This window comes from Paenibacillus sp. 2TAB19 (genome assembly GCF_052115185.1).
Taxonomy (GTDB): Bacteria; Bacillota; Bacilli; order Paenibacillales; family Paenibacillaceae; genus Pristimantibacillus.
On record NZ_JBFRGE010000007.1, the window covers coordinates 62,103 to 84,144 of the forward strand.

A 22,042-nucleotide genomic window follows, 5' to 3' on the forward strand; every position below is an offset into this window, starting at 1 on the left:
TGACGAACTTATATTATTTCTATACTATTAGAAATATAGAAATAACAATTTATGTAATTAAACGAATAGGTTAAGGAAAGGCGTGGTATGGATGAGTCATAAGCCTTTGTTAGTTATCGTCGGTTCTGGACCGGGAATAAGCGCCGGTATTGCCAAAAAGTTTGGCAGTAATGGTTTCCGTGTGATTCTCATATCAAGAACCGAGCCGTCGCGGGAACGTATCTTGGAGGAGCTTCGACAGATACCTATAGAATCGTATGGAATTACTGCAGATGCATCAGATCCGAATTCAATAAAAGAAGCTTTTAAACAGATAAAAAACAAATTCGGAGCCACTGATGTTTTGGTATATAATGCGGCACACATCGTGCCAGGAGATTCTCTTTCGTTAACCGAACAGCTGCTAATTGAAGATTTCAAGGTGAACACTGTTGGTGCGTTGACCAGCGCTCAACAAGTAATTCCCGATATGATCGAACGTAAACAAGGAGCGCTTTTTTTCACAGGCGGGGGTATTGCGCTCAATCCTAATCCACTTTATACATCATTATCGATTGGCAAAGCTGCGATCCGTTCGCTTGGAACTTCAATGGCCGAGACCTTGTCTCCTCATGGCATTTATGTAGGTCAGGTTTTAATCGCGGATCATGTCAAAAAAGGGACGTATTACGATCCGGACCGGATAGCCGATGTGTATTGGGAGTTATATAGTAAAAAAGAACAGAGGGAATATTTATTTAAGGAATGATTGCTATTCTGCAAGCGTGATAGGCGGGAAATTAGCAAGGCCGATGAATCGAGAAGTGATTCATCGGCCTTTTCTCGATTAAGACAGCTTCCCATCGGACAAGTCATTCTTCGATTGGAAGGAGGCAGCGCCATAAGAGGAGGAGGCCGCCCCAAAGAATGGACAATAGATCAGTGAATACCTATCATGCATCATTTACGATTACTCAATAAAATTGGAAAATAGGGTAGTGTGCTTTTTTACCCGACCTATGCAGCCCTAAGCTCAGAGGATGTTGTGAATGTCGAAGGGATCAAACCTTATTGAGGCCCCGGTCATAACTCATTTGCTATAGACGAGTATGGAAATCCGATTAATATTTATCACGCAAGACCGGAACCGGATCCCCATAGTGGCATCGGAGCAGGCGGTCTTCATGATCCATGCCGCCACACCATGGTCAGAACGGCACATGTTGCCTATGATGGCACTTTAATTCTGAATATGACGGCGGAAGAAGAGTTGGCATCCGCCCATAAAGACATCGTTATGACGATAAAGGTTTTGTAAGAAAATGAAGAGCGAAGGAGTAGGCAAATAACGTGAAGATAACAAGCATTAAAGAATGTTCGATCAAGCTGGAGGTCGGAGATTCGTTAAATCTGCCGCAGCATGTCGTTGCGGAACTGGAAGGCGGCTTACAGGAGAAGTTTCCAGTAGAATGGGATACGGTCGATTTGTCGCTTTTGGAGAAGCCGGGAAGCTTTACGGTTGAAGGGACGATCAGGGGGGATAACTATCCGAACCCTCTAGTACCGAATCGTGCCGATCCTTATGTGTATAAACATACGGACGGATACTATTATTTTACCGGATCCGTGCCCGAGTACGATCGGTTGGTCCTGCGGCGTTCCCGTACCGTCGCCGGCTGGTCTAGCGCGGAGGAAACAGTGATTTGGACGAAGCATGAAACGGGAGATATGGGCAACCATATTTGGGCGCCGGAGCTTCATCGAATCGACGGCAAATGGTATATCCATTTTGCGGCAGGATCGGCTGAGGAGAAGTGGGCTATTCGCCCTTACGTACTGGAATGCGAGGATGAGAATCCATTAACCGGTACTTGGACGGAGAAAGGAAAGATCAAGCTCCCGGTCGAGAGCTTCTCCCTTGACGCGACGACCTTTGAACATCTTGGACAAAGGTATCTGGCCTGGGCTCAAATTATCGATGTGTCCTGTCTCTACATTGCGAGGATGGATACGCCGTGGTCCATCTGCACCGAACCGGTCATGCTTTCGTCTCCGGAATATGACTGGGAGATTCAGGGGCATCGCGTGAACGAGGGGCCAGCCGTGCTGAAGCGGAACGGCAGGTTGTTTATGGCCTATTCTGCCAGCGCTACGGATGACCGGTACTGTATGGGATTGTTAACGGTGGACGATACGAGCGACCTGTTGAATCCAGCATCGTGGACGAAATCGAAGGAGCCCGTATTCGTAAGCGATGCAGCTGCTTCCGAGTATGGTCCGGGGCACAACAGCTTCACGGTGTCGGAGGATAATGCTTGCGATTTGCTGATCTATCATGCGCGTCCCTATAAAGATATTGACGGAGAACCGCTCTATGATCCGAATCGGCATGCCCGCGTACAACGGTTATTATGGAAGCCTGACGGCACGCCGTTTTTTGCTACTCCGGGATGGAAATTGGACACAGCGGGATACATCGCGAAAGCCGTTGTAACGATTCAATAAAAAAGGCAAAAATAAATGGCGGTGCTAGGAAGGTTAACCCTGCATCGCCATTTCTGTCTTTCGGTCTATTTGTCGCCTTATAGCGACTCAACCTCAAGAGCGATTGGATTTTATACAGGCAAATGGGATGAAAGACGTCAAATAAGCAGTTTGGTTGGAGTTCATACAGGCAAATGAACAACATGACTCGAAAATGACCAAATTGGTAGAATTAGACTGTATGTTTTCCACTTAAAGCTACTTGTTCCGTCTACTAGAGCCTGTTTGGTTGGACGAATTCCACTCAAAAGTGACAAGGATGGACGATGAGGGTGTACGTGTTTCATAACACTAGGACAAGCCGTTATTTGGCGTTATCGCGGGGGTGAAATGTCTTAATTACTGGGGGGACGAAAACGAAGTAATTGATATAATGGCTCTATTCGAGCTGTGAAAGGATGAGAATGACTTGGACAAAAAGCCAACGTGGATATGGTATCCAGGCGATTTTGAGATATACCATCATTTGCTGCTGAACACTAGACGGGAAGAACGCCTTCATTACTGGCCGGCTTTTTGGCGTCTGTATGACTGCTATCACAATGTGCGCTTCCGCAAAGAGGTGTATTGCGACACTCCGGAAGAAATGACGGTTTATGCCCATGGCATCGGACATGTTATGGTCGATGGGCGAAAGTCCGCCTTCCGGCAACCGATTATTCTATCGCCCGGCAAACATCAGATAGAGATTAGCATTGCCCGCACGGACGGGCTGCCTTGCGTCTATGTAGATGGTGAACGGAGTGTCAGCGACTCGTCATGGGAGGCAAATGATTTCAGCTTTGACTGGCTGCCGGCAGGCTGCAATGATCTGTATCCGAGCAAAGAGGACGATCCTGCTATTTTTGCGTTTCAGTATACGGAATTGAAGCCTCTATCGATAGAAACAAGAGAGGACGGCATTCTGTACGACTTCGGGCAAGAAACCTTTGCAGTCTTATCGTTCGAGCATATACAGGCCCCTAACGATATGCTGTTATTTTACGGTGAATCGATTGAAGAGGCTTTGGATACGGAGCATAGTATTCTGATTGATACGGTTCCGGCTGGCAGCGAAGCACATCGTTGTCCTCCTCGGGCATTCCGGTATTTGTTCATCCAAGGGGCGGAGATAGAGCAATTCAGTCTGACTGCCATGTATGAATATTTGCCATTTAATCGTAGAGGAAGCTTCACCTGTTCCAATGAGATGATCAATCGGATTTGGGATACGGCCGAATATACGTTTCACTTGAACAGCCGGGAGTTCTTCTTGGACGGGATCAAAAGAGATCGCTGGGTATGGTCGGGTGACGCTTACCAGAGCTACTTGATCAACAACTACCTTTATTTCGATGCGGATATTACGAAGCGGACGATTATCGCCTTGCGCGGGAAGGACCCTATCGTTAAGCATATCAACACGATTCTCGACTACTCCTTCTACTGGATCATGAGTATTGACGCTTATTATCAAGCGACGAAGGATATAGACTTTATAACCTTTATCTATCCACGGATGAAATCAATGATGGATTATTGTATCTCGCTTGCGGATGACGACGGATTTATTCGAGGCAGAGAGGGAGATTGGGTGTTCATCGACTGGGCGGAGATCGACAAGACCGGTGCCGTGAGCGCCGAACAAATGCTTTTTGCGGAAAGCCTGAAGGCGACATGGGCATGCGGTGAGCTGCTTGGCCAAAGCGATGAACGGTATTTGAAACATTATGAGCAGTTAAAGGAACAGATTAAAGCCTCATTCTGGGACGAAGAAAGAGGAGCATATATAGATAGCTTCGAATCAGGCAAACGCAATATTACCCGTCATGCCAATATTTTCGCGCTGCTATGGGGATATGTGGATACTTTGCAGCGGGAGAGCATTATCGCGAACGTGCTCCTCAACGATGAAGTACCTCAGATCAACACGCCTTACTTTAAGTTTTACGAGCTGGAGGTTATGTGCAATATCGGCAGATTAGATGCTGTCACCGATCAAATAGAGAGTTATTGGGGCGGCATGCTGCAATTGGGGGCGACAACATTCTGGGAGGAGTACGATCCCAAAGTAACCGACCTTGAGCGATACGGCATGTACAGCGACCGCTACGGCAAAAGCTTATGCCATGCTTGGGGCGCGAGTCCGATCTATTTGCTCGGGAGGTATTATCTGGGCGTGTACTCCACCTCGGCAGGATACGATACATTTGTCGTGGAACCGCAGCTCGGCGGATTGCAATGGATGAAAGGAACGGTCCATGTGAACGGGGGAACGGTATCAGTGGAAATGACTCAGCAATCGTTGCAGGTAGTGACGGATCAAGCAGGAGGAACGGTACGTATCAATGGGAAGGAGTATCCGCTCTCGAAAGATATTCCTTTCATACTTGCGCTGAAGACAGCGGTGCAATGACCTCTGCAGGCTGCCGATTAAATCGGCAGCCTGTCGTGCGATTATTTCGTATCTTGGCTTTCCGTCGTGAATGATTCGATACAAATGGTATATAAAATGAATCATTTGGCAATTGAGACGCGGACAGGCAATTCGGATAATGGAAGTAATGTAATAAGCTGAGTGGAGACTGGGAAAGGATTGATGACGAAAATGAACGATTCGAGGCCGAATTTGCTGCTGATTACCGTGGATCAAATGAGAGGAGATTGTCTGAGCATCCTTGGCCACAAGGTCGTCGAGACGCCGAATCTGGATCAACTGGCGCGCAGGGGCATGCTGTTCAGCAATGCGTATTCTTCGACGCCGACTTGCGTACCTGCGCGGGCGGCGCTGTTTACCGGCATGAGCCCACGTTCGCACGGCCGCGTCGGTTACGAGGAGAATATTCCTTGGAATTACGAGCACACACTTCCTGGCGAGTTGGCGAAGGCAGGCTATCATACGCAGTGCGTGGGCAAAATGCATGTCGATCCGGCTCGCAGCTTATGCGGCTTCCATAACGTTGTGCTGCACGACGGCTATTTGCATCATWACCGTTTCAAGCATACGAACACGGTGGCGGAGTCGCATGACAGCTGCGACGATTATTTGCCGTGGCTTCGCGAACGCGCGGGGGCCGGTGCCGATCTCATCGATCTCGGTCTCGACTGCAATGCCTCGACCATGGCCCGGCCCTGGCATCTGCCGGAGGCGCTCCATCCGACGAATTGGGTCGTGACGCAATCGATCGATTTCTTGCGCCGCCGCGACCCGCGAAAGCCCTTCTTCCTTTGGAGCTCGTTCGTTCGGCCTCATCCGCCGTTCGATCCGCCTCAGGCGTATTGGGACCGTTATGACGGGGCGGACTTTCCGGATCCGGTCGTCGGCGAATGGGCGGTTAAGGACGATCCGGCTCGCGGCGGTCTCGACCCGGTGACCCGATCGGGCGTCGTTCCGAGAAGACGCCTAAGGCGCGCGATGGCTGCCTACTATGCGCTCATCACCCATATCGACGACCAACTGGGGAGGCTTATGAACGCCATGGAGGAATACGGGGTACTGGACCGTACGATTATCGTCTTCACCTCCGACCACGGGGAGCTGCTCGGCGATCATCACCTGTTCCGCAAGGCGCTCCCTTACGAAGGCAGCGCGAAAGTACCGCTGATCATAGCCGATCCAGGCGGAATGCTAGATGCCCCTCAAGGAGCAACCGTCGACGCTGTCGCGGAACTGCGGGACATCATGCCGACGCTGCTTGACTGCGCGGGCGTGAACATTCCCGCGGTTGTGGACGGCCGAAGCTTGCTGCGCGCGCGGGAACTCTCTCAAGATGGCAGTTGGCGGACCTATATTCACGGGGAGCATGCATACGGCGAACAATCGCATCAATATATGACCGATGGCCGTCAGAAGTATATCTGGTTTACGCAAACGGGAGAAGAGCAGCTGTTCGACCTGCTCCTTGACCCGCAAGAGCTGACGAACAAGGCGGAAGAGGAATCGTATGCCGACAGCATGCGGTTGTGGCGCGAACGCCTCGTCCGCGAGCTGGACGGACGAGAGGAAGGATACGTGCAAGACGGTAATATCATCGTCGGACGAAAGCCTCAAACAGTTCTTAGTCATATTTCACCCTAATAGGATCCGAAAGCTTATGCCGGCGGAAGCGGCAGACGTACTCTTACGACGGTGCCGCTTCCGAGCTGGCTGCCCACCTCGATGCCGTACCCCTCGCCGTAATGGAGGCGAATCCGGTCATTCACATTTTTCATGCCGATATGTTGATAGGCTGTGCGGTCCCTGGAGCGAAGGGTGCTCCTCAGCTGTGCCAATCGTTCCGGCTCGATGCCTACGCCGTTGTCCGTCACGATAATTTCCATATGCCGATCTTCCCGGAGCTCTGCTTGTATGACGACCTTGCCGCCGCTCGCATGCGGCTCGAGGCCGTGGGTCAGCGCATTCTCGACAATGGGTTGAACGATCATTTTCGGGATAAGGACGTCATGCAGGTCTTCCGAGGTATATTGCTCGAACTGTATCCTTCCCGGGAACCTGCCTTGATGAATCGTAATATAGGAACCGACGACCTTCAGCTCTTCCTCCAGCCTTACTTCGTTCGATCCCTTTATGCTGTATCGCAGCATCCTGCTTAAGGCAGCGGTCATTTCATAGATGTCTTGATTTCCTTTTACAATGGCGATGCCTTTGATTGCATCTAGCGTATTGCTGAGAAAATGCGGGTTGATCTGACTCTGCAGGAACGACATCTCCGCGCGTTGCCGCTCGATATCGGCTTGGTAGAGCTCGCCAGTCGTCTCCAGCAACTGCCGTGTCAGATCGTTGATCCGGTTCAACATCGTGTTGAACTGGGTCGATATAACTTCGATCTCCGCGTAGCCCTCCAGCTCGACCTTCGTATGCAGCACGTCCAGATTGCCGCTCTTCAGCCGCTTCATGAATGCGATCAGCTTTCCGAGGGGCTTTAATATATTCATCATGAGCACGGAATACGGTATCGTAACGAGAAGGAGCGTAACGAACAACATCACGTAGCTTGTTTGCTTAAGCCCTTTCAGCTCCTTAATGAGATTGCCGATAGGCACCGCCGAGACGATGTTGCCTTCGATCTCCGGCAAGTCGAAGGATTGGATCGCGTATGATTTCCCGCCGATCTTCTCGTTGACAGCGCTTTCGCCATAACCGGAATAGAGTGTCAGACGTTCTGCGTCCAGATTCAGCTCCAATCCGTCAGCGTTCGCGTACACCAGATTCCCGTTCGTTCTGAGGTAGAAGCTCGTGCCCGACAGCCTAGGAAACTTTTCGATCTCCGCTTGAATGGATTTGGCGTCTAGGACGACCGTAATTAATCCGATTTTTTCTCCGTACCGGTACGTGTCGCGCGATGCGAACAGATTCATGCCGAAGAGGAACGTGTCTCTGGCGAGCAGGGGGTCCGCCTTTTTGAAGCCGCCGTAATGCACGTTCCCTTCGTAATCGATCAGCTTGTCCATCATCTCCCGAGCCAAGCCGATTTTGCCGTTCAGCGAAGTGTGCTTGCCGGAAGCGTTCACGATAATAATGTCTACAATATCGGGGTTGGTGCTTTTGATGACTCCCATTAGGCTTTGTACTTTTTTCGAAAGCTCGTACGTTAGCAGATTATCATTTTCGGCCAGAAAATCCTGAACCGTCGTATCATAACCGAGATTGACCATAATGCCCGAAATCTTGGCGTAGTTGTCGGATACCCGCTGCTTCAGATTGGACACGAGCTCCATATTGTATTGCGTATTCTGCTTTACGATGACTACGCTGGATTGCCGGAACGCCATGATGCTGACCAGCGGGATAACGGCAAGGAGGACGGCGCCGATCGCCAGCACCTGCGTTCGGATGGAAAGTTTGCTGAATGCCCTCATTGCGCCTCCCTGTACTGCGTAGGCGTCATGCCGTTCAGCCGCTTGAAGATGCGGGTAAAGTAGAAGTAGTCGTTGAAGCCGCATTTTTCGCCGATCTGGCTCACGGTCATATCCGTCTCGGCCAGCAGCCTGCATGCGTATTGAATTCGCTGATGGGACAAGTATTCCACGAAGTTTTCCCCTACTTCTTTCTTGAAGAGCTGAGACAAGTAAGTGGGGCTTAGGTAAAACTTCTCCGATAAGCTTTGGATCGATATTTCTTGATTAAAGTGATGATGGATGTACGTAAGGATTTCCTTGATGCGATTGTGCGTCACTCCGGCCAGCCGGGAGGACAACTCGTCAGACAGATGATTCAGCGTATGCTTGACCAGGTAGTCGATCATAACGTCGGAATGTCCGTAGTCGTAGTATAGCTGGTCATAGCCTTCCAGAAACCGGGTATGCTCCTTTACGCCTTCCCTCGTGAATAAATACATGACGGTATTGAAGATCAGGTAAGCGTCTTTGATCGTTAACGCATAGCGGTAGAACAACGGTCTGCAAGACTCCATGACCGACACGAACCGCATACGGTCCTTCAGCGCGAGAGCGCCAGTCAATTCCGCCAGCAGATCGTCAATGGTCGATTCCGAAGGAACGACCGGGCGATAAATGCCGCCTTTTCCAGTCGAGAAGGAGCCATATGCCGCCACGGACGCTGCCTCCAGCGCTGCTTCCAGATCGGCTAGACTGGCGGAAGAGGGGCCAATGCCGACACTGTAATCCACGGCGTTGCCGGACAAGTCGGGCGGACTTAGAAATTTCTCGACCCTATGGCTGTAGACGAGGAGGCCTACGCGCCTGCTGTTCATGCGGAAGCGGATATGCTGCATGTCTCCCCGGTATGGCGCGGGTGCATATCCCTGTACGACGATCGGCGTCACCGGCATGCCCGCGCTGACCGGCATGCCGGCAGATAGCAGCTTCTCCGCCAACAACTGCTCGTTTCCGGAGCATAATATTTCGTATAGTTCTTGGGCGTCGTTCTCCGGCTCGAGCTGGGCCCGATCCTTCAGCGATTGCGCGATTTTGCCAAGCATGCTCTCGATTTCCTCGATCTCGAACGGCTTCAGGCAATAGCCGAAGGTGCCGTAATTCAATGCCTTCTGGGCGTAAGCGAATTCCGCGTGCCCGCTCAGAACGGCGAAGATCGTGTGCGGGGAAATTTCCTTGCCCCGCTTGATGAGCTCAAGGCCGTTAACGAGGGGCATCTTAATGTCGGTGAGCACGAAGTCCGGCCGCAACTTCTCGATTAGCTCTAACCCTTCTTGCCCGTTCTCCGCCGCTCCCGCGACCTGAAAGCCGTAATTCTCCCAGCGTACGCCGGCCTTAATGCCTTCAACAATCCAACGTTCATCATCGACGATGACTGCTTTGTACACAGTAACGCCTCCTTTACAGCAATCGTAACCGAGCATCCTCGCGGATTCGTATAGAAAAAAACAAGATAAATATGCATAAAACTATGATTTCAAAGGAAAGAAGMACTTTAATAAAAATAAACAATGAAAATAACGGTTTTATCTATACTCTGCAATCCTGACTGTTCATTATAATATGGCTGAATACATGATGGAAGAGCTTATTGGAAGATGGTCAAGCGGGTAAAAAACGGACTATGCGCCTTGATCTCATACGATCTGGTTATAAGAGCATTTCCTGTAAGCGTTCCCAAGGCGCATGCCAGGCAAACGAATCGATAAGAGGAAGCCAAGCGTCTAGCTTGGCGTTCCTCGTACGACAATGAAAGAGTGGAGAGTGCTTGGATGGACATTCAGATAAAGGGTTTAACGGAGGATCAACGACAAGCCATATCCGAAGCGGCAAGCGGCTTGCGCGTTGCGTTATCGGCGGAGGGCATCTCCGTGCAATTCAAACAGGGGAGCGGCGGCATCGCCGTTCAGTACGACGGTCAAACGGTAGTTGTCGCTTGCGGCGGAGGCTCGCAGTTTGTTCGAGCGTTCGGACTGGCCGTGGAGGGTCTTAGAAAAGGCAAACCGTTCAGCGTGCAGGAGACGCCATGGTACGACAGTTTGGGCGTTATGATCGATTGCTCCCGCAACGCCGTCCTGCATATGGACGCGTTCAAAACAATGATAAGGCGACTGGCGCTTATGGGCTATACGACGGTTCAGCTATATACGGAAGATACCTACGAGATGAAAGCCTATCCGTACTTCGGCTATATGAGAGGGCGCTACACGGCGGAGCAATGGAAAAGCATGGACCGTTACGCGGCGCTTTTCGGCATCGAGCTGGTTCCTTGCATTCAGACGCTTGCGCATCTTGGACCTGCGCTGAAGTGGGGTGCCCATGCCGAACTGGTAGATTGCAACGATATATTGCTGATCGACGAGCCGGGAACCTACAAGCTGATCGAAGAGATGTTCCGGACCATGTCGGACAACCTGAGCAGCCGAAGCATCAACATAGGGATGGACGAAGCGCATATGATGGGGCTGGGCAAATATTTGGACAAGCACGGTTATCATGACCGTTCCACGCTGATGATGAAGCATTTTGCCAAAGTGATGGACATTGCTAGGTCGTACGGATACAAGCCGATGATGTGGAGCGACATGTTCTTCAGGCTTGCGAGCGGCGGCGAATATTACGATCCCGAAAGTCCGATCAGGGCGGATATCGCCTCCCTCATACCGGAGGATCTGAGGCTGGTTTACTGGGATTATTATACGGAGGATCGTGCGAAATACGACGGCATGATGAGGAAGCATAAACAACTGAGCAATAACATTGTATTCGCCGGCGGGGCCTGGAAGTGGACGGGATTCACCCCGAACAACGCGTTCAGCCGTCATATCGGAATGATGGCGCATGAGAGCTGCGTCGCAAGCGGGATACGCGAGACGCTCGTGACGGCATGGGGAGACAATGGAGCGGAATGCTCGCTCTATGCTGTTCTCCCGACCTTGCAGCTGTGGGCGGAGCTTTGCTATAAGAACACGGGAGACGAAGCCGTGGTGCGGGAGCGCTTTGAGACATGCGCGGGCGGCGATTACGGAGATTTCATGTCCTTGGATCTCGCCAACCTGGTTCCCGATAATCCTTCGCCGGGTCTAAGCATGGGCAATCAGGTCAATCCAAGCAAATATTTGTTGTATCAGGATGTGTTATACGGGTTATTCGATAAGCATGTTCAGCCGCAAGCTTACAGGGAGCATTATGGCAGAAGCGCAGCGTTATTGGAAATTGCGGCGGCGCGCAATCCGCAATGGAACGACCTCTTCGTAACGCAGGCCGCGCTGTGCAGACTGCTTGAGCTGAAGTCGTCTATCGGCGTCGAGCTAAGAGAGACGTACCTCGCCGGCGACAAAGAGAAGCTAGGGAAATACGCGGAGTCATTGCTGCCGGAAATAACGGCAAGAGCCGAGCGTTTCATGAACGCCTATAAGAAGCAGTGGATGAAGGAGAACAAAATTTTCGGCCTGGATGTGTTCGATCTGCGCATGGGTGGACTCTTGCAGCGGATCCATACCGCGATTGATCGCATTAGCGGGTACGCGCGAGGCGAAATTTCGCATTTGGAGGAGTTGGAAGAGCCGATTCTGACGTTCGACGCGAGGGAAGAAAGCGAGCAGAAAGTCATAAGCGTTGCCTTGTGGCATGCGATTGCCACGCCGTCGGTTCTTGCGGGCATATAGACCGAAAGCCATATAGACTGTTATCAGCGAAAAGGAGATGGAAACAACATGAGAATACTTTATTTGGACCTCGATTCGCTTCGTCCCGATCATCTGGGCTGCTACGGTTATCATCGCGCCACGTCGCCCAACATTGACCGCATAGCGGAAGAGGGCACCGTCTTCACCAACTATTATTGCTCCGACGCGCCGTGCATGCCTTCCCGGACGGCTCTTATGTCGGGTAGATTCGGAATCCATACAGGCGTAGCCGGCCATGGCGGCACCGCGGCGGATATGCGGCGGGACGGGGCGGCCCGGGGCTTCGAGGATCGGCTCAAACGGGAGAGCCTCCCCTTCGTATTGCGGGAAGCGGGCTACAAGACGGCGACGATCAGCACGTTCGCCGACCGGCATTCCGCATGGACCTTCAACGCCGGCTTCCATGAGGTTCATAATATCGGGGAGAACGGATTGGAATCGGCGCATCAATTACTCCCAACCGCGCTGAAGTGGTTAGAGGACAACGGACGATCGGATCAATGGTTCCTGCATCTGAACTTCTGGGACCCCCACACGCCTTACCGGGTGCCGGATCAGTACGGTCATCCGTTCGCGGATGAACCGTTGCCGGAATGGCTGACGGAAGAAGTGTTCCGATCCCATCTTCATAAGGAGGGGCAGCACAGCATTGCGGATATGAACGCGCTCGCGAAGTCGCATTACGGCAAGTGGAGCCGGCACGGCCGCCAAATCGGATCCTATGAAGATATACGACAGATTATCGATAATTACGACTGCGCGATCCGTTACATGGACGATCATATCGGACATGTGCTGTCGCTGCTTGAGCAGCTCGGGGTCTTGGAGGAGACAGCCATACTCGTTAGCGCGGACCATGGGGAGAATATGGGGGAGCTTGGCATCTATTCCGAACACGGCACGGCAGACCAAGGGACATGCCACATCCCGATGATCTTCCGCTGGCCGGGCGGCGCGCAAGGTACGAGGAACGAGGGACTGCATTACCATCTGGATCTTGCTCCCACTCTGGCCGATCTGATCGGCGCGAAACATCCGGAGCGCTGGGACGGCATCAGTTATGCGGACGGCATATCCGGGGCATCGGACCGAGGAAGGGACTACCTCGTATTGACGCAATGCGCCCATGTCTGCCAGCGGAGCGTCCGGTTCGGGGATTGGCTTTATATTCGCTCTTATCACGACGGCTATCATGGTTTTCCGAAGGAAATGCTGTTCAATCTGAAGGACGATCCTTACGAGCAGAGCAATCTGGCAGAGGAACGGCGGGACGTGTGCAAGGAAGCGGTCTACCTGCTTAACGAATGGCATGACGGCATGATGGCGACGATGGACAACGATACCGATCCGTTATGGACGGTCATGAAGGAAGGCGGGCCGCTGCACGCCGAGGAATACAGGAGCAAGAAGGACCTATAGCGGAGCAGAAGGCCGGCGCATGATGCGCCGGCCTTCTTTTATTCTTGCGCTATGTACATTTGTATGGCGACTATGTCGGATTTTGCGATTGAAAATGATTGAAAGCACTTTCATTACGGAGTCCACATAGAAGGCTGATTATGTCCATACTCCGCTTTCGCCGTCCCTTCTATACTGAAAAAGCAGACAATGATCGCCGGATTCACAATACTAGAAAAGCAAGGAGTGACTGTTGATGCGCAGCGAGGCGAGCGTTGGAACAACGAAGAAGCTTTGGAAAACGATGCTTCAGCACAAATACTTTTATCTGATGGTTCTGCCGGTTCTTATATGGTATGCGATGTTCGCCTACGCGCCGATGTACGGCGTGACGCTGGCTTTTAAGACGTTCGACTACAGCGGCGGCATTCTAGGCAGTCCCTGGATCGGATTCGAGCATTTCCAAAAGATATGGTCCGACGCGGATTTCCAAACGGCATTCAAAAACACRATCATCATCAGCTTGATGAAGCTGCTGATCAATTTTCCGATGCCGATCTTCCTAGCCATTCTATTAAACGAATTTTCGAGGAAAACGGCCAAACGGTTTTTCCAGACGGTCCTTACGTTCCCCCACTTCATCTCATGGGTCGTGCTTGCAGGCATCATTACGATGATCCTCAGCCGAGACGGCGTCGTGAACCAGATCATCATGTCCCTCGGATTCGAGTCTATCGCGCCGTTAACGGACAGCGAGTCCTTCCGGCCTCTGCTTTATCTCACCCATATGTGGCGGGAAGTCGGCTGGGATTCGATCATTTACCTGGCAGCGCTGGCGGGCATTAATCCCGAGCTGTACGAAGCGGCCGAGATGGACGGAGCCAACCGGTTCAAGAGACTGCTCCACATTGCATGGCCGGGCATTAAAAGCACGGTGGCGATTTTGCTTATTCTTCATGTAGGGCAGCTTCTTACGCAAGGAGCAAGCTTTGATCAAATCTTCAATCTGTACAGCTCACCTGTCTATGCGGTGGCGGATGTCATCGATACGTATATCTATCGCACATCGTTCCAGGTAGGCGGAGACTTCGGTTACATGACGGCGGCCGGACTGATCAAGTCCGTCATCAGCCTCGTGCTTCTCGTCTTGGCGAACACAATCGTGAAGCGAATGGGCGAGGAAGGACTCTATTAAATTACAGCTTGGAGGTATTCGACTGATGAAGCAAATGCACGCGAACAAAAAAACAAGASTGAGCGCGTTCGACATCGCCGTGTATATCGTGCTCGGACTATTGTCTCTCGTCACGTTTTTCCCGTTCTACAACGTCCTGATCATTTCGTTTGCCAAATTCGAGGTCATCAGCCAGTTCAATCTGTACTTGCTGCCTTTGTCCTTCGATTTAACGGCTTATAAGGTAATCCTGTCCGACGCGAAGTTTTGGAGCTCTACGGTTAATACGCTCATCGTAACCGTCGTTGGCGTTGCGTTCAGCATGACGATATCGGTTGCGGGCGCTTACGCGCTCTCCAAGAAAGGGATGCCGGGGCGGAACGCCATGCTGACGCTCATCCTGTTCACGATGTTTTTCAACGGCGGGCTTATTCCGTTTTATCTGATTATCAAATCGCTGGGGCTCGTCAACAGCATATTCGTCATGATCATTCCCGCTGGGTTGAACACGTTCTACTTGATTATTATGAAAAACTACTTCGGCACGCTGCCGGAAAGCTTGGAAGAGTCCGCGAAGCTGGACGGAGCCAACGACCTGTACATTTTGCTCAAAATCATTCTTCCCATCTCCGCGCCGTTCATCGCCACCTTTGGCTTGTTCTACGCGGTAGAGCGTTGGAACGAGTGGTGGTACGCGCTCATCTTTATCAGCGACTCCGCGAAGACGCCGCTCCAGATTTACTTGCGGGAGACGCTCATAACGAGCAATCAGCTGCTTAATACGCTTGCTCAGCAAGCGGCCGACAGCAATTCCAGCAAGGTGTACACGCCTGCTTTGCAGATGGCGACAGTCGTCATCTCCAGCGTGCCTATCCTGATGGTATATCCTTTCCTGCAGAAGCACTTCGCCAAAGGGATACTAGTAGGCTCCATTAAAGGATAAGGAAATTCATATAGATGCTTGTCCTATCCTAGCAAAAGCTTCACAATGACAAAAAAGGGAGGATTCAAAATGAAAGGAATTAAGAATTTTGGCTTCATCATGGCCTGTTTGGCTATGATCGCGGGATTGCTTGCCGCTTGCGGCGGCAATGGGAACGAGAAACCGTCCGAGAGCCCGGCAACGACGAATTCGAGTGCGGGAGCCGAGGACGACCCGTATAAGGACCCGATGGAAATTTCCGTTGCTTTCTGGGATGTAGAAGCGGAAGCCACCAAGATCGAGAAGGACCCGATCGTGCAGGAAATTTTGGAAAAATTCAATATGACCATTAAGCCAGTCAATACGACTTGGGATGACTATGGCCAAAAAATTCAGATGTGGGCCGCGTCCGGACAGCTGCCCGACGTATTCGCGATCGACGCAATCGGCACGCAATATCAACGCAAGTGGGTCGAGCAAGGCGTCGTTGCCCCTCTGCCGGACTTGGAGAAGTTTCCAAACCTAGCGAAATATTTTGAAGCTCCGGACATTGCGGGGCTGGCCGTCGATGGCAAACAATACACGATTCCAAGAAGGATGTTCCCGAGCACGGACTGGAGCGCGCTTGACCGCGTCGTCTACTACCGTTGGGATTTGGCGCAGGAGGCCGGCGTTACGAAGGAGCCGGAGACTTGGGATGAGTTCAATGCAATGCTTGAAGCGATCGTGAAGGCCGATCCGGAAGGCAAGAAGATTACAGGTCTGACAGCGGCACAAGTGAAGATGCTGGGCGGATTGTTCTGGCTGTACGGCAACCCGGTTGCCACGAGCGACGGCAGCGGCGCGGATTTCAAATGGATCAAGGAAGACGGCAAGTTCATTCCGGCCGTATTCTCCAAGAATGCTCTGCCTGCCCTTCAAAACATGAAGAATATGTATGATACCGGTCTGATTGATCCGGATATCGCGCTGACAAGTCCGGATATCGCCTATGACAAATTTGCTTCGGGCAAAGCTGCGGCAATGCTTTCCGGCGGCGGATTTATCAACCTGGATTTGAACGTCAATACGAAACGTTGGGCTGCCGGCTACCCGGATAAGGATATGTCGGAAACGGTGAAAGTATTGAAGCCGCTGCAAGGACCTGACGGAGAGCGTAATCACGCCATCTTCAAAACGTATTGGTCCGAGAGCTACTTCAGCGGAAAGATCGATCCGAAGAAGCTGGACCGCATCTTGGCGCTGTATGATTACGTGCTGTCTCCGGAGGGCAAAGATCTCCTGACTTATGGCAAAGAAGGCGTGGACTACAAAGTAGAAGGCGACAAGAAGGTTATGCTGGATAAGACGCCTCATGTCGAGAAGTATCCGGCTACCGGTTTCCTGAGAGACTTGGTGGCATACGAAACATCGGACCGCTATGACGTTAGCAACCCGGCAATTGCCCATGAAGGCCTCAGAGAAGATGCCGTGGAATACATCGACTGGATTCTGAACAACACGAAAGTGCCGGAGTACGACATCCGCTTGACTTACATGTCGACTCCGACCAAGGACAGCTTTACGGTGTTCGATCACGACGATTTGCTCAAAGTGATGATGTCGAAGGATCCCGTGGAGCAATCCTGGCAGAAGATCGTTGACGGCTATAAGTCCAAGGGCCTCGACAAGATGATCGAAGAAGTGAACGCGAAGGCGAAAGAGCAAGGTATCGAATAAGCCCGGCACACAGGCCATTCACGACGGGACCCCGTCCTGAATGGCCTGTTGCGTTGTCTACCAAGATCAACGATCGGATTGCGGCTTTGCGGCTGCGGCTGTCAGAACAAGACAATACCGATGACCGCCGCCCCCGCGATTACGCTGATCGGATGGACTTTATATTTGATAATGGCAAGAAAAGTTAGGACGCCTATCAATAGAGTTGCGAACGTAGTCCAATGGTAGATGGCCTCGGATTGTCCGGAGAATCCGAAATGAATCGCTGCGTATACGATCAAGCCCGTAATAATGGGCCGCAGACCGTAAAAGGAGGATTTGACCCATATATTGGTATTCATTTTATAGAAAAAAGCAGCAATCAGGWTCACGATGACGAGAGAAGGCAGGACCATTCCTGCCGTAGCAATAACGGAGCCCGGCAAGCCTCCCGCTTGGTAACCGATTAACGTTGCACTGTTGGTTGCGACAGGTCCGGGCGACATGCCTGCAAGCGAGACGCTCCGCTGATATTGCTCGGCTGTCAGCCAGCCGTATCGCTCCACTTCGTATTGAATCGTAGGAATGACAGCATAGCCGCCGCCAAAGGACAAGAGCCCGATCTTTAGAAAGGAGAGAAATAATTGCCAGTATAGCATGGAACCACCCCTAAATATAATATTCAATCATGGCCGGATTCTCGCTGGGGGTTTTCTCGGTTTGAACGGACAGCCCGAGCAGCTTCTTCATGCGGATAAGGACAATGCCTGCAACCAATCCGACCAGAATCATGGCCGTTGGACTTATCCCGGTCAGCAAAAGCAGTGCTAACGAACAGACTGAAATGAGGATAGTACCCAGGTCGAACAATGCTGTTTTTCCCATTTTGAACGCTGCTACGGCGATGAGTCCGATGATTGCGCCATGTATGCCCTTGAAAGCGGCCTCTACCTTAGGCTCGGATTGGAAGGCTGCATAAAAGGCGCTAAGGAGAAAAACGATAATAAAACTGGGAAGCGTAATGCCTAGGGTCGCAGCGATTGCGCCAGGTACCTTGCCCATTCGATAACCCAGAAAGGCAGAAGCGTTCACGCCGACACCACCTGGCGCCGCGCTCGCCAAAGACATTAAATCATTCATTTCTTGGCGGGTTATCCATTTTCGCTTATCCACCAGTTCTTTTTCAATCATTGGAATCATGGCATACCCTCCACCGAATGTAGCGGGACCGATTTTGAGAAAAACCCAAAATAATTCATATAAGCGCGATGTACCGTTAGTGGGGCGAATCTCCATAGCTGACACCTCTTCGTGCTAGTGTTTTCTTTATTATATCATCTTTATTCCAAAATGGGATAAACTATTGAGGATATCTTTATCAATAAATCTTATTGGAGAGATAAGCAGGTGATAATCGGTTTAGTTTTTGTTGAATTGGAATTAAGTTGTTCCGGAACATGAAAAAGGCTAAAGCACGAAGAGGTGCTTTAGCCTTGTCCGATAAACGCTAGTTTACATAGCGAGGTCTTTCCAAATCAGGAGTGCCGAACCTATCGCCACGGCATCCTCGCGAAGGATTCCTTTCGTAAAGCTCGGAACGTAGTCGGGATAATAATAGGTGTTTCGCTGCGCTGTATCTACTGCAGTCCGATAAAACAATTCGTTGCTGTTAATCAGGGTGCCCCCTAGAATAATGGTCTCGGGATGAAGGACATTAATCAAGTTAGCAAGCCCGATTCCGAAATGTACGGCGGACTGGGTGAAAATTTCCTGCGCATAGGCGCTGCCTGCGTGAAGGCCGTGAAGCAGCATGTCATATGTAATTCGCTCCGGCGATATATGGGCTGTCCCGGGGATATCCGTACGTCCGGTTTTCGCATCGGCACGGGCACGTTTCACGAGCGCTTGAACGGAAGCGAATGCCTCCCAGGCGCCGTAGTTACCGCGGTCATGCAAGCGGGGGCCGTCCATCTGAATGACCATTTGTCCTACAGCCCCTTCCATATCGACGGAGCCGTGAACGATATGTCCGTCCGACATCATCGCGGACCGCAGCCCGACGCCGGCATGGACGTAAAGCATATGCTGCAGATTTTCGCTGCGCATCGACCAATGTTCGCCGATCAAGGCGGCGTTCGCTCCGTTCTCTAATCGGGCGGGAATACCGGTTTTCTCCTCCAGAAKGCTACAGATCGGCACATGGGTCCAGCCTGGGGACGGGAAATCGGAGGGCTTGGAAATAATTCCTTTGCTGCGTTCAAGCGGTCCAACGGCTCCGACGCCGATACCGATCACTTGATTTCGTTCAATATGGTGGTCTTGCATCATGGACTTGATGCTGCGGACGACATAATCAATTAGCTCAGGCGGGGACATGGCCTCGTCCATCCGCCATCGCATAAGAGCTTTGGCATTCATCTTGGCGTCGAAGAAACCAAGCGTTGATGTTCGGCGCGATATGTCCAAACCGAAGAAATAACCGTAATTCGGATTGATATCATACAAAATCGGTTTTCTGCCTCCGCTGGATTGTCCCTGGAAAGTCAGCAATAATTTATCAGTGAGCATCTCGTCCAGCAGTCGGGTCAAAGAGCTGCTTGTCATGCCGGATACGGGCATAAGCTCAGCCTTCGAAGTCATGCCATGCTGGGCGACATGCATATAGATGAGCTTCTTCGGAGAAGCGATTTGGTGCGAGAATACGTTCATGCGTTAACCTCATTCCAAGTAATAGCATGGGAATCCCTTTATTATAATCGACTAGCAATTGTTTTTCTATCAGCAACGAATTTCAGTGTGCTAAACTGTTTTGGAAGGTTCGTGCACGCTAATTAGATGACCACTCAACTTATAGCGAAAGGGACGAGTAAACTGGAGCCTAAACAATCATGTTGTTCCGTCAGCCGAGGTCAAGCTTCGCAAACGGCAGCCATTCCAAAGAAATATGAGCCCGAAGAGACGATTGTCTCCTCTCATCCTAATGACAGCTTCATCTCCTTGGAGGGCGGGGAGTTTTTTATGGGGACGGATGCAGCGGACGGATTTCCGGCAGACGGGGAAGGACCCATTCGGAAAGTACGCGTCGATCCATTTCGTATCTCGCCATACGCGGTTACTAACAAACAATTCAGCGCATTCGTTGGAGAAACCGGTTATGTAACGGAAGCTCAGAAATTCGGCTGGTCCTATGTCTTTCATTTGCTCGCGTCGGAAAAAACGCGTCAGCACGTTGTGAACGTGCCGCGGCAAGTACCCTGGTGGCTTGTCGTGGAGGGTGCGTATTGGGAGAAGCCGGAAGGCCCCGATTCGTCAATCGAAGATCGGATGAACCACCCGGTTGTTCATGTTTCATGGCATGACGCTGCGGAGTATTGCGCATGGTCGGGAACGCGTCTGCCGACGGAAGCGGAATGGGAATATGCAGCCAGAGGCGGGTTAAGCAGAAAGACGTATCCATGGGGCGATCTGCTAAAGCCGGATGGCAAGCATATGTGCAACATATGGCAGGGGAAATTCCCGGTTAAAAACAATGCAAGCGACGGCTATGTCGGTACTGCCCCCGTGGACGCCTATGAACCGAACGGATATGGCCTTTATAATATGTCGGGCAATGTATGGGAGTGGTGCGCGGATTGGTTTAGTCCGCATTATCATACAACAACGAAGGATGTAAATCCTCTGTTTGACGTACCAACGGAAAATCGTTCGGTGCGGGGAGGTTCGTATTTGTGCCATCGTTCTTATTGCAATCGCTATCGGCTTGCAGCTAGAAGCAGTAATACACCGGACAGCTCAACAGGAAATATGGGGTTTCGTGTTGTCTGCGACTAGAATTGTACGCATAATATTATTCTTCACCTATCCTATGGAGGCTTCGGAACTGTAACGGCGTCATCCCCTCAAGCTGCCGGAAGCATGCGCTAAAGTAGCTGGCTTGCGAGAAGCCTGTTTCTAGCGCGATCTGCTTTACGGACAGCTGGGTTGAGGCGAGAAGGCGTTTGGCTTGGATAAGACGGGCTTCCAGTAAAAAGTCCGGAAAAGATTTTCCGAACGTCTGGCCGAATTTGCGACTGAAGTAATGCGTGCTGTATCCAGCGAGCGCAGCTGCTTTGTCGATCGAGAAGGACTCATGACTATGGGATCGAACGTAATTCGCGACAGCTCGGATTTTATCGGAAGCATAATTAATAGGCACGTTCAGCCGATCGGATGTAGTCTGCAGCCTTGTTAACAGTTCATACAAAGTAGAAGCTACGGTATATTCATCATCAATCTGATAGGTTCTGCCCAATGACAGCAATTTCTCGATTAAGCTCTCGATGGACGATAAGTTGGATAAGGAAAACAACCAAGGCTCATCAAGCCCTCTGCTGTCTAACAGCTCCTCTAACCGCTCCCCGTAAAAATGAATCCACCGAATGTTCCAAGGCTCGCTTGCATCGGAGTAATATTTTTGTCTCATGCCTGGTCCATATAAGAAACCTTGTCCTTTCCCTAATTCATAACGTTTGCCTTCCGTGACAAGGCAGCCTTTGCCATCCAGCACGACATGCAAATTATAATTGCGATGGAGATTGAATTCTTGCGTTTGGAACTCGCGATTGACAAGATGATCGGGAAATTCGCTGAAACCTCCGATATAATCCGGAAAGCATATATGTCTAGGGAATAATGGCTTTGGCAGAAAGATGTGTTCGTTCATGACTAACTCCTTACGCCGCAATATTTTGATTTAAATGAATGTGATCTCTATGTTTTTAGTCT

At 51.1% G+C, this 22,042-nt stretch carries 16 protein-coding genes; 10 read left to right on the forward strand and 6 right to left on the reverse strand.

What is annotated here, in order from left to right; translation table 11 throughout:
* Positions 1–91: 91 nt before the first annotated feature.
* The 4 genes from AB4Z33_RS04805 to AB4Z33_RS04820 all read left to right on the forward strand — a co-directional run bounded on the left by AB4Z33_RS04805 (position 92) and on the right by AB4Z33_RS04820 (position 6,580).
* On the forward strand, positions 92–748 hold the full coding sequence (locus AB4Z33_RS04805) for an SDR family NAD(P)-dependent oxidoreductase (RefSeq protein ID WP_442048830.1): 657 nt from the start codon (positions 92–94) through the stop codon (positions 746–748).
* Between the two features lie 581 nt (positions 749–1,329).
* Positions 1,330–2,484 (forward strand): family 43 glycosylhydrolase, encoded by a 1,155-nt coding sequence (locus tag AB4Z33_RS04810; protein ID WP_442048831.1) that lies wholly within the window; start codon positions 1,330–1,332, stop codon positions 2,482–2,484.
* 448 nt (positions 2,485–2,932) lie between these two features.
* Positions 2,933–4,918, forward strand: a complete 1,986-nt coding sequence (locus tag AB4Z33_RS04815; protein WP_442048832.1) for an alpha-L-rhamnosidase-related protein — start codon at positions 2,933–2,935, stop codon at positions 4,916–4,918.
* Between the two features lie 183 nt (positions 4,919–5,101).
* On the forward strand, positions 5,102–6,580 hold the full coding sequence (locus AB4Z33_RS04820) for an arylsulfatase (protein WP_442048898.1): 1,479 nt from the start codon (positions 5,102–5,104) through the stop codon (positions 6,578–6,580).
* A gap of 14 nt (positions 6,581–6,594) precedes the next feature.
* On the opposite strand, the gene AB4Z33_RS04825 is transcribed toward AB4Z33_RS04820, so the two are convergent.
* Together AB4Z33_RS04825 and AB4Z33_RS04830 are read right to left on the reverse strand one after the other, a co-directional pair.
* Complete coding sequence (locus AB4Z33_RS04825) at positions 6,595–8,361, reverse strand: sensor histidine kinase (protein ID WP_442048833.1); 1,767 nt, start codon at positions 8,359–8,361, stop codon at positions 6,595–6,597.
* Positions 8,358–9,785 carry a response regulator transcription factor gene (locus AB4Z33_RS04830; protein ID WP_442048834.1) on the reverse strand — a complete coding sequence of 476 codons (1,428 nt, stop codon included), beginning with the start codon at positions 9,783–9,785 and terminating at the stop codon, positions 8,358–8,360. Before AB4Z33_RS04830 ends, AB4Z33_RS04825 begins: the two co-directional genes overlap by 4 nt.
* 384 nt (positions 9,786–10,169) lie before the next feature.
* Here AB4Z33_RS04830 and AB4Z33_RS04835 point away from each other — a divergent pair, with 384 nt between their 5' ends.
* The 5 genes from AB4Z33_RS04835 (at position 10,170) to AB4Z33_RS04855 (ending at position 17,299) form a co-directional block, all read left to right on the forward strand.
* Positions 10,170–12,065, forward strand: coding sequence for a beta-N-acetylhexosaminidase (locus AB4Z33_RS04835; protein WP_442048835.1), 1,896 nt, complete (start codon positions 10,170–10,172; stop codon positions 12,063–12,065).
* 48 nt (positions 12,066–12,113) lie between these two features.
* On the forward strand, positions 12,114–13,505 hold the full coding sequence (locus AB4Z33_RS04840) for a sulfatase family protein (RefSeq protein WP_442048836.1): 1,392 nt from the start codon (positions 12,114–12,116) through the stop codon (positions 13,503–13,505).
* 235 nt (positions 13,506–13,740) lie between these two features.
* On the forward strand, positions 13,741–14,679 hold the full coding sequence (locus AB4Z33_RS04845; RefSeq protein WP_442048837.1) for an ABC transporter permease: 939 nt from the start codon (positions 13,741–13,743) through the stop codon (positions 14,677–14,679).
* 25 nt (positions 14,680–14,704) lie between these two features.
* Positions 14,705–15,601 (forward strand): carbohydrate ABC transporter permease, encoded by an 897-nt coding sequence (locus AB4Z33_RS04850; protein ID WP_442048838.1) that lies wholly within the window; start codon positions 14,705–14,707, stop codon positions 15,599–15,601.
* A gap of 69 nt (positions 15,602–15,670) precedes the next feature.
* Positions 15,671–17,299: an extracellular solute-binding protein gene (locus AB4Z33_RS04855; protein WP_442048839.1), complete on the forward strand. Its 1,629-nt coding sequence runs from the start codon at positions 15,671–15,673 to the stop codon at positions 17,297–17,299.
* 101 nt (positions 17,300–17,400) lie between these two features.
* Here the strand turns inward: AB4Z33_RS04855 and AB4Z33_RS04860 are convergent, their stop codons facing one another.
* The 3 genes from AB4Z33_RS04860 to AB4Z33_RS04870 form a co-directional block, all read right to left on the reverse strand.
* Positions 17,401–17,937 (reverse strand): chromate transporter, encoded by a 537-nt coding sequence (locus AB4Z33_RS04860; RefSeq protein WP_442048840.1) that lies wholly within the window; start codon positions 17,935–17,937, stop codon positions 17,401–17,403.
* Between the two features lie 10 nt (positions 17,938–17,947).
* Positions 17,948–18,574: a chromate transporter gene (locus AB4Z33_RS04865; RefSeq protein ID WP_442048841.1), complete on the reverse strand. Its 627-nt coding sequence runs from the start codon at positions 18,572–18,574 to the stop codon at positions 17,948–17,950.
* A gap of 216 nt (positions 18,575–18,790) precedes the next feature.
* Complete coding sequence (locus tag AB4Z33_RS04870; protein ID WP_442048842.1) at positions 18,791–19,987, reverse strand: ROK family protein; 1,197 nt, start codon at positions 19,985–19,987, stop codon at positions 18,791–18,793.
* 126 nt (positions 19,988–20,113) lie between these two features.
* On the opposite strand from AB4Z33_RS04870, the gene AB4Z33_RS04875 reads away from it, so the two are divergent.
* Positions 20,114–21,109, forward strand: a complete 996-nt coding sequence (locus AB4Z33_RS04875; RefSeq protein ID WP_442048843.1) for a formylglycine-generating enzyme family protein — start codon at positions 20,114–20,116, stop codon at positions 21,107–21,109.
* Positions 21,110–21,125: 16 nt separating this feature from the next.
* On the opposite strand, the gene AB4Z33_RS04880 is transcribed toward AB4Z33_RS04875, so the two are convergent.
* Positions 21,126–21,980, reverse strand: coding sequence for an AraC family transcriptional regulator (locus AB4Z33_RS04880; protein ID WP_442048844.1), 855 nt, complete (start codon positions 21,978–21,980; stop codon positions 21,126–21,128).
* Positions 21,981–22,042: the final 62 nt, after the last annotated feature.

Excerpts from the sequence above, each read along its gene's own strand:
- AB4Z33_RS04825 (WP_442048833.1), bottom strand. The coding sequence starts at position 8,361 with ATGAGGGCATTCAGCAAACTTTCCATCCGAACGCAGGTGCTGGCGATC.
- AB4Z33_RS04855 (WP_442048839.1), top strand. The coding sequence starts at position 15,671 with ATGAAAGGAATTAAGAATTTTGGCTTCATCATGGCCTGTTTGGCTATG.
- AB4Z33_RS04880 (WP_442048844.1), bottom strand. The coding sequence starts at position 21,980 with ATGAACGAACACATCTTTCTGCCAAAGCCATTATTCCCTAGACATATA.
- AB4Z33_RS04875 (WP_442048843.1), top strand. The coding sequence starts at position 20,114 with ATGACCACTCAACTTATAGCGAAAGGGACGAGTAAACTGGAGCCTAAA.
- AB4Z33_RS04805 (WP_442048830.1), top strand. The coding sequence starts at position 92 with ATGAGTCATAAGCCTTTGTTAGTTATCGTCGGTTCTGGACCGGGAATA.
- AB4Z33_RS04840 (WP_442048836.1), top strand. The coding sequence starts at position 12,114 with ATGAGAATACTTTATTTGGACCTCGATTCGCTTCGTCCCGATCATCTG.
- AB4Z33_RS04865 (WP_442048841.1), bottom strand. The coding sequence starts at position 18,574 with ATGGAGATTCGCCCCACTAACGGTACATCGCGCTTATATGAATTATTT.
- AB4Z33_RS04835 (WP_442048835.1), top strand. The coding sequence starts at position 10,170 with ATGGACATTCAGATAAAGGGTTTAACGGAGGATCAACGACAAGCCATA.